Genomic DNA, 8253 nt, shown 5'->3' on the forward strand with positions numbered 1-8253 from the left:
TATAAAAATAGCTTAAATTTATTATTTAATTTTTAAAATATTTTTAATATCCCTTAAATCTATTTTTTAAATTATTATATGATTAAATAATAAATTTAAGATAATTGTTAATTAAGAATAGTTATAATAAATATAATTTGTAAATTTAAGATAATTATTAATTAAGAGTAGTTATAATAAATATAATTTGTAAATTTAAGATAATTGTTAATTAAGAATAGTTATAATAAATATAATTTGTAAATTTAAGATAATTATTAATTAAGAGTAGTTATAATAAATATAATTTGTAAATTTAAGATAATTGTCAATTAAGAGAATTAATAATAAAAGAAATTATAAATACTATGATAATTAAAATCGCATTGTCATTGATTATTAATAAATAGATCGTGTTGATTATTATGTTTGAGAGAATAAAAGAAGATATCACTATGGTTCGGTTGAGAGATCCAGCTGCAAAAAGTACAGCCGAAATCTTCTTTTGTTATTCAGGGTTACATGCTATTTGGGTTCATTTAATAGCTCATAGACTATGGAACAGTAATAATTATTTTTTAGCTAGGTTATTATCTCACTTTAATCGATTTTTCACTGGTGTTGAAATCCATCCTGCTGTTAAAATAGGTAGGAGGGTCTTTATTGATCATGGAATGGGTGTTGTTATTGGTGAGACCGCTGTTGTTGGTGATGATGTAATCATCTATCAAGGGGCAGTCCTTGGAGGAACCAGTCTAAGTAAAGAAAAACGACATCCTACTGTTGATAATGGTGTAGTTATAGGGGCAGGTGCTATTGTCATTGGGAATATTGAACTTGGAAATGGTGCAAAAATAGGTGCTGGGGCAGTGGTGTTAAAAGATGTTCCTTGTGGTGATACTATAGTAGGTGTTCCAGGTAGAATAGTCCATGAAGATAGAAAATGTCATATGGATCAAGAACACCAAAATTTACCAGATCCTGTTAATGAGGCTTTAAATAATATTATTAAAAAACAAGAAGATTTAGAAAAAGAATTAGATATTTTAAAAAGTAAGGATTAGATATTTTAAAAAATAAGGATTAGATATTTTAAAAAGTAAGGATTAGATATTTTAAAAAATAAAGATTATTGTTAAGACAATTTAATTTTTTCTATAATTTTATTAATATAGATTTTATAGAGTAAGATTAAATAAAAGGCTTAAGATTGAATTAAGAAGATAAAATACTTTTTAATAATTTTGTTGAAAAATATAAATAAATTAATATTTAAATTGTCATGACATTAGCTATTTTTTTTATAACAAAACAAATTTATTAGAGTTTTTCAGCTATTTCTAGTTTTTTGATTATTATGTAAGTGAATATTCTAGTTTTTATTCATTTACATTGAATATTCTAGCTATTCCTACGACATTAGTCTTATTTGTCCATTTTTCAATAGCTATCATGCTAGTAGGTACTCCATTTTCAACTACAGTTACTGTATCATTGTTATCACTAGCTAAAAATATATTGTTTCCACTTATAATTCCCACTCTTTTTATTAATAATCCATATTCAGGATCTTTAGCAACTATAATATCTCCTACTTTTATATCATTTGTTTTTTCAATTATTATCAATTCTCCATCTTTTAAAGTAGGAACCATAGATATCCCATCTACTAACACAGACATAGGTAGTTGATTTTCTCCAAACTGTGATTTAATATTGACATTCACATTATTAAAGCCATAACTTTCAGCTATTTCTCTAATTCCTGATTTTATTGAACTTATATCACTATCTACATTGTTCATTTGATGTATGCTGTAATTTAAGATTTCTTCTTCCATTTTGGGAATATCTTTTCCAACTTGAAATGATAAGGTATTTACAGTAGCATTTTCTCCTGTTAGGTATAAATCTATTGTAACATAATCTGAAAAGACATAAGCTGCTGTTCCAATAGCTATTGCTACAATAGCTATAACTAAAATTATAATTCGAATTTTTTTATTTTTTTCGATAGTTATTCCTCCTTGGATTATCCCATTCATTGAATTAGATCGTGTTTACTAACTCGTCATGATCTATAATATTCATATTCAACATCAATTTCATAGTTTCAATGTCAATTTGTCCAGGAGCTGTAACATCCCCTCCAGTTGCGAAAGTTATTGGTGAATTGAATTTAGAAGCCATTACTCTAGTATAGCTACCAATTTCCCCCATGGAAATAGCTATTGTATTTTCATATCTTGATAAAATAGCTAACACAATAATTGTATCTTCTAAATCTTTGGGCATTACAGCTATTTTAGCTATATCTCCAATATTTTTTTCTTCCTCAATAATTTGCATAAGGTCATCAATTGGAGGTGTTTTTTCGAAATCATGAAAAGAAATAATAGTTTTAACCCCAGAATCGATTATGGGGGTTATATATTTTAGTTCAGTTTGAAGCTCAATATCTATAAATTCAGCTATATCTACACAATTTTGAAGAATAGCTATCCTATCTTTTTCATTTCCTTTGAAATAGCCTCCTTCAAGGGGACTTCGATTGGTAGCTATTGTTGGAAAATTTATCTCTTCAATAATGCTTTTAACCATTTTAGGGTTAGAATTAGCTATACTATCTATTCTAAGCTCTAAAAGATCAGCACCTTTTTTTATATAATCTTCAGCTATTTTTAAAATATCTTCTTTATTTTTTTGTAAAATAGGAATAGCTATTTTGGTTTCATAAGACAATATTTTCCCTCTAATAATTTATTTAATTATATGATTATTCTATTGTATTTGATGTAATATTTTTTTTAGTTCATTTATTGTATTTGATGTAATATTTTTTTTTAGTTCAATTATTGTATTATATTTGAAGTAATATTTTAATTTAATCTTAAGTAGTATTTATATAATTTTAATTAATATAATATCATTATAGAATTTTATAGAATTTTTTTACATAATATATAATACTAAACAAAAAGTTTTGAAATAATAGTTGTTTCAATATATTTAGTATGTAAAAGAATGCCAAATAAAACAACTAACTACAGATCAATTTGTCTGGTCTGAAATTGAAAAAATTTAATGAATGTATTTTATCACTATTTTATGATAACATATGTATTTATATATTAATTTTGGGAGTGTTAAATTGGGAGTGTTAAATTGAAAGCAATAGCTATTGGGGCAGATGTATCTAACAATGATGTTTCTACTTCAAAATCATTAATTGAAAATATTGAAAAAGACTTATATAAACTAATTGATTTAGGGGCTAGAAATGCTGCATTAACTAATATCACGGGGGATGATGTAGTAATCAGTGCTTTTGTTGAAGATTCTTTATTAGAAACTATAAACCAAGGAATAATTAATATTTTAAGAGATAATGCAGAAGACATTGGTGATGTAGGAGGAATATCTGATAATCCAAAAACAGCAGGAGAAGGTGTTTCATATGCTGAAGCAGTAATACAGCAAGATAGATACCCTGATGCCGTAATTTTAGCTTTTGATACATATGGTGGAGAACCATTTGTTGGAGATGCAGCTAATTCAGCTATTGATGCTGCAACTGGAATGAAAAATTTAACTGATATTTCAAATAAAATTAAAGATGAAACAAAAAAAATCCCTGGTGTTGGTTATGTTTCTAATGAAACTGATGATCCTATAGTTGTAGCTACAATAGAAGAGATTGAATCAGTTGGAATCATATCCAGTGCAATGATTGGTGCAGCACTTGGAAATAAAAATATTTATTTGGTAGAAAGAGGAACACCTGCAAACATCATCCCTGGGAGTGCTATACTTTCAGCTACTGCATTTATGAATGGGAACATTATTGATTTAGCTATTCCTTTTCACCAAAGAACAAAAATACTGAGGTAGATACAAATGTTTGAATTTACTACCTAGTAATTTTTTCTGGAATTTATTATTATAATTGAATAATAAAAATTTTGTTTTGACTTCATTATAAACTTAATAGAAGTTTATTAGAAATTTTATTATAAAATATTAAATATAAGTTTATTGTAAATATTAATATAAGTTTAATATAAGTATTAATATGATTAAAGTTACAGATTTTATATAGTTCATATAAAAAATTAACTTAAATCGTCCATATAAAAAACTAAATTATATAGCTTATATAAAAAAATTAACTTATATAGGCCATAAAAACGAATTAAATTATATAGATTATATAAAAAAATTAACTTAAATAGTCCATATAAAAAAACTAAATTATATAGCTTATATAAAAAAATTAACTTATATAGGCCATATAAAAAAACTAAATTATATAGATTATATAAAAAAATTAACTTATATAGGCCATATAAAAAAACTAAATTATATAGATTATATAAAAAAATTAACTTATATAGGCCATAAAAACGAATTAATTATTACTATTATTACCTATGAATATTGAGGTTCAATATGATTTTATTAAATGAAGATACTAAATGTTTAGTTCAAGGAATTACAGGAAAGCAAGGATCATTTCATACAGAACAAATGCTCGAATATAATACTAATATTGTAGCAGGAGTAACTCCTGGAAAAGGTGGTCAGGAATTTAAAGGAGTTCCTATTTTCGATTCAATAGAAGCAGTTAAAGAAGATGTTGATGCTAACTCTTCAATAATATTTGTTCCAGCACCATTTGCTAAGGATGCTGCTTTTGAATCTATAAAAAATTTAGATCTTGTAATAATTATAACTGAACATATACCAGTTCATGATTCAATGGAAATAATGGCATATGCAAAAGAAAATGGTGTTACTGTAATTGGACCAAATACTCCAGGAATCATTTCTCCAAAGGTAGGTAAACTAGGAATTATGCCAACTCATATCTTTTCAGAAGGGGATGTTGGAGTTATCTCAAGAAGTGGAACATTAACTTATGAAGTAGCTAGTCAATTAACTAGGGCGGGAATTGGTCAAAGTACTTGTGTAGGTATTGGTGGTGATCCTGTCATCGGAACTAATTATTCTTCTATTCTTCAAATGTTTGAAGATGATGATGAAACTGAACAGATAGTTATGATTGGTGAAATCGGAGGAAATGCTGAAGAGAAAGCTGCAGATTATATAAATGATAATATTTCAAAACCAGTTGTTTCTTATATTGCAGGAATAACTGCTCCTCCTGGAAAAAGAATGGGACATGCAGGAGCTATAATTGAAGGAAATACTGGGACTGCTGAAAGCAAAATGAAATCTCTCGAAAATGCTGGTGTAAATGTTGCCCATAAACCTTCAGATATTGTAGAATTGATTAAAAAATTTTAAACTTCTTTATTTTTATAATTTAGAATGCATTTTGTATTTGAATTATATTTGAGATGGATTTTGTATTTGAATTATATTTGAGATGGATTTTGTATTTGAATTGTATTTGAGATGGATTTTGTATTTGAATTGTATTTGAGATGGATTTTGTATTTGAATTGTATTTTGTATTTTAGATGCATTCTAATTAATATGGGTTGTTTGGTAGATTATGAAAGCTAATGAAATCATCAATAAGCTGAAAAAACGTGAAATTAAACTTTATGAAGTGGAAAAATATTCTTCTTCAGTTTCTGAGGCTGTTGATATAAGGAGAAAATTCATAGAAGAAATTTCAGACTTAAAACTTAGTAAAATAGCAGATTATACATTGAATATGGAAGCTGCTCAAAAGAAAAATATTGAAAATCCTATTGGAACCATACAAATCCCTGTTGGAATAGCTGGACCTTTAAAAGTCAAGGGAAAGTATGCTGATGGAGATTTCTATGTGCCACTTGCTACTTCTGAAGGAGCATTGGTTGCTTCAGTAAATAGGGGAGCTTCAACGATAACCGAAGCTGGGGGAGTAAATGTCAGAATCATTGATGATAAAATGACACGAGCTCCTGTAATTAAAACTGATTCTGGAGTTGAAGCTATTAAAATTAAGGAATGGTTTGAAGATAACTTTCAAAAACTAAAACAAATAGCTGAATCTACTACAAATCATGGAAAATTACTTAAAATTGATCCAATCTTGATTATAGGAAATTATATTTACCCTCGTTTTGTTTATTCCACTGGAGATAGTATGGGAATGAACATGGTTACAATAGCTACAGAGAAAGTTTTAGATCTTTTATTAAATGAAACAAATGCTCAATTAATTGCACTAAGTGGTAATGTATGTGTTGATAAAAAGACATCTGCAATCAATATGGTGGAAGGTCGAGGAAAAACTGTGGTGGCTGACATACTCATCCCATCTAATGTGGTGAAAAACAAACTAAAAACCACAGCTTCAGCTATTGAAGAAGTTAATATAGCTAAAAATCTTTTAGGATCTGCAGTAAGTGGGAGTATGAGTTTTAATGCTCATTATGCTAATATGATAGCAGCTATTTTCTTAGCAACAGGCCAGGATATTGCTCATACTGTAGAAGGTTCCCTTGGAATTACAACAGCTGAAAATAGGAATGGAGATTTATATTTTTCTGTAAATATGCCAGATTTACCAATAGCTACAGTTGGAGGAGGAACCTCACTTGAAACAGCTAAGGAATGTCTTAGTATAATGGATGTAGCTGGAGGAGGAAAGGCTAAAAAATTCGCTGAAATCATAATTGCAACAGTATTGGCTGGAGAATTGTCATTATTAGGAGCATTAGCTGCAGGACACTTAGCAAGAGCTCACAAAGAATTAGGTAGAGGTTAATAATCATCATTTGAAGAAAATAATTCAGAAGTTTTATTTTCAGAAATCTCTTTTTTATATATTTTTTTTTTTAGAAGTTTTATCTATTATTATATTATAGTCAAGTACGGAATTTTTGGCAATAATTATATTTTTTTATTTAGCTGCTATGTCTTCATTTTCAACAAAAAAGAATAAAATAAGCTATTTGGAATTTATTAATATTGCCAAAAAATCGGTTTTCGACTATAATACTTTAAATAATTTATTTTTAGCTTTATCCAATTTATAAAAATTATATAGCTATCTATTTTTAATTATAATGTATTATTAAAAGTTTTTAACTATTTTTATCCATTTTAAAAACATTTTTAAAATGTGATTTTATATTTTCTTACAATACTTTCAAAAAATTTATCATTATTTTTCGGATTATTTTTCATGTTTTTAGTATTTTAAGTTCTTTTTTCATTGTTTTTTATTTATTTGTTTATGATATATATATATATATATATATATATATATTATTTTTCAATAAAGTTTATATATGGCATAGAATATAACTATTGATGGTTAATGGATAGTGATTATTCTCTATTTTTTTAACTGTTTGCATTTGTTTTTATAATAATTGAATGAAAAGGAGGTGAAAAAAATAAAAAACTATAAAAAAGCAATGATAAAAGCGAGTATACTAATAACTACTATTTTATTATTAGCTATTACCTTAAGTTCGGACTTTGCAGCTACTGTAGATGTTAATCCAACAGATGTTGGAGGAATTCAACAAGGAATAATCAATGCAAATAATACTGATACCATAAACTTAGCTACTGGAACCTACACAGGAGGTAACAATACAGGAATAACTATTAACAAAAATGTGACAATACAAGGAAACGGACCTACTGCTGATGTAATAATCGATGCACAAGGATCAAGACGAATATTCACAATAGGAGTTAACTTGAATGTGGCTTTCATAAACATAACATTCACTAATGGAAGAAACACTACAAGTAATGGTGGAGCAATATATAATAACAACGCTGCCACAACAATGACTTTCATCAACTGTACATTCACAAACAACACCGCAACTAGTGGTGGCGCTATTTATAATACTGGTGCTAATGTCACTATAAGTGATTGTAATTTTACTGGTAATAATGCCCCTAGTGGTGGTGCTATTTATAATACTGGTGCTAATGCCACTATAAGTGATTGTAATTTTACTGGTAATAATGCTGCTAATGGTGGTGGTATTTATAATACTGGTGCTAATGCTACTATAACTGACTGTAATTTTACTAATAATAATGCTAGTACTGGTGCTGGTGGCGCTATTTTTAATAGTGGTAATAATATGTCTGTTTCTGCAGTTGGTTTGACTTTTATTAATAATACTGCTGGATCTTCTGGTGGGATGATTTATAATAATAACGTTAATAGTACGTTGAATTTCACAGATTGTTCATTTATTGATAATAAAGCAAGAGCCACTACTAGTGATGGCGGTGCCATCTTCAACATTGGTTTAAACATGTCACTGAATAATTGTGAATTCATTA

Annotated in this window: 7 protein-coding genes; 5 read left to right on the top strand and 2 right to left on the bottom strand. The window is 27.4% G+C overall.

Going from position 1 to position 8253, the window contains the following annotated elements:
- Positions 1–404 precede the first annotated feature (404 nt).
- Positions 405–1043, top strand: coding sequence for a serine O-acetyltransferase (gene cysE, locus MBCUT_RS09265; protein WP_211263802.1), 639 nt, complete (start codon positions 405–407; stop codon positions 1041–1043).
- Positions 1044–1358: 315 nt separating this feature from the next.
- Here cysE and MBCUT_RS09270 read toward each other — a convergent pair whose 3' ends face one another.
- Together MBCUT_RS09270 and aroD are read right to left on the bottom strand one after the other, a co-directional pair.
- Positions 1359–2024: a S24/S26 family peptidase gene (locus MBCUT_RS09270; RefSeq protein WP_067260400.1), complete on the bottom strand. Its 666-nt coding sequence runs from the start codon at positions 2022–2024 to the stop codon at positions 1359–1361.
- A 4-nt stretch (positions 2025–2028) separates the two neighbouring features.
- Entirely contained in the window at positions 2029–2721 is a 693-nt protein-coding gene (aroD, locus tag MBCUT_RS09275; protein WP_067260401.1) for a type I 3-dehydroquinate dehydratase, read from the bottom strand.
- Between the two features lie 423 nt (positions 2722–3144).
- Here aroD and MBCUT_RS09280 point away from each other — a divergent pair, with 423 nt between their 5' ends.
- The 4 genes from MBCUT_RS09280 to MBCUT_RS09295 all read left to right on the top strand — a co-directional run.
- The gene (locus MBCUT_RS09280) at positions 3145–3870 is read left to right on the top strand and encodes a hypothetical protein (RefSeq protein WP_067260402.1); all 726 of its coding nucleotides are present in this window, start codon (positions 3145–3147) and stop codon (positions 3868–3870) included.
- A 558-nt stretch (positions 3871–4428) separates the two neighbouring features.
- Positions 4429–5286 (top strand): succinate--CoA ligase subunit alpha, encoded by an 858-nt coding sequence (sucD, locus tag MBCUT_RS09285; protein ID WP_067260403.1) that lies wholly within the window; start codon positions 4429–4431, stop codon positions 5284–5286.
- A 211-nt stretch (positions 5287–5497) separates the two neighbouring features.
- Complete coding sequence (gene hmgA, locus MBCUT_RS09290; protein WP_067260404.1) at positions 5498–6703, top strand: hydroxymethylglutaryl-CoA reductase (NADPH); 1206 nt, start codon at positions 5498–5500, stop codon at positions 6701–6703.
- A gap of 625 nt (positions 6704–7328) precedes the next feature.
- On the top strand, positions 7329–8253 hold a 925-nt coding region (locus MBCUT_RS09295), incomplete at its 3' end, for a right-handed parallel beta-helix repeat-containing protein (RefSeq protein ID WP_394327062.1).

The sequence above is a fragment of the Methanobrevibacter cuticularis genome, assembly GCF_001639285.1.
Taxonomy (GTDB): domain Archaea; phylum Methanobacteriota; class Methanobacteria; order Methanobacteriales; family Methanobacteriaceae; genus Methanobaculum; species Methanobaculum cuticulare.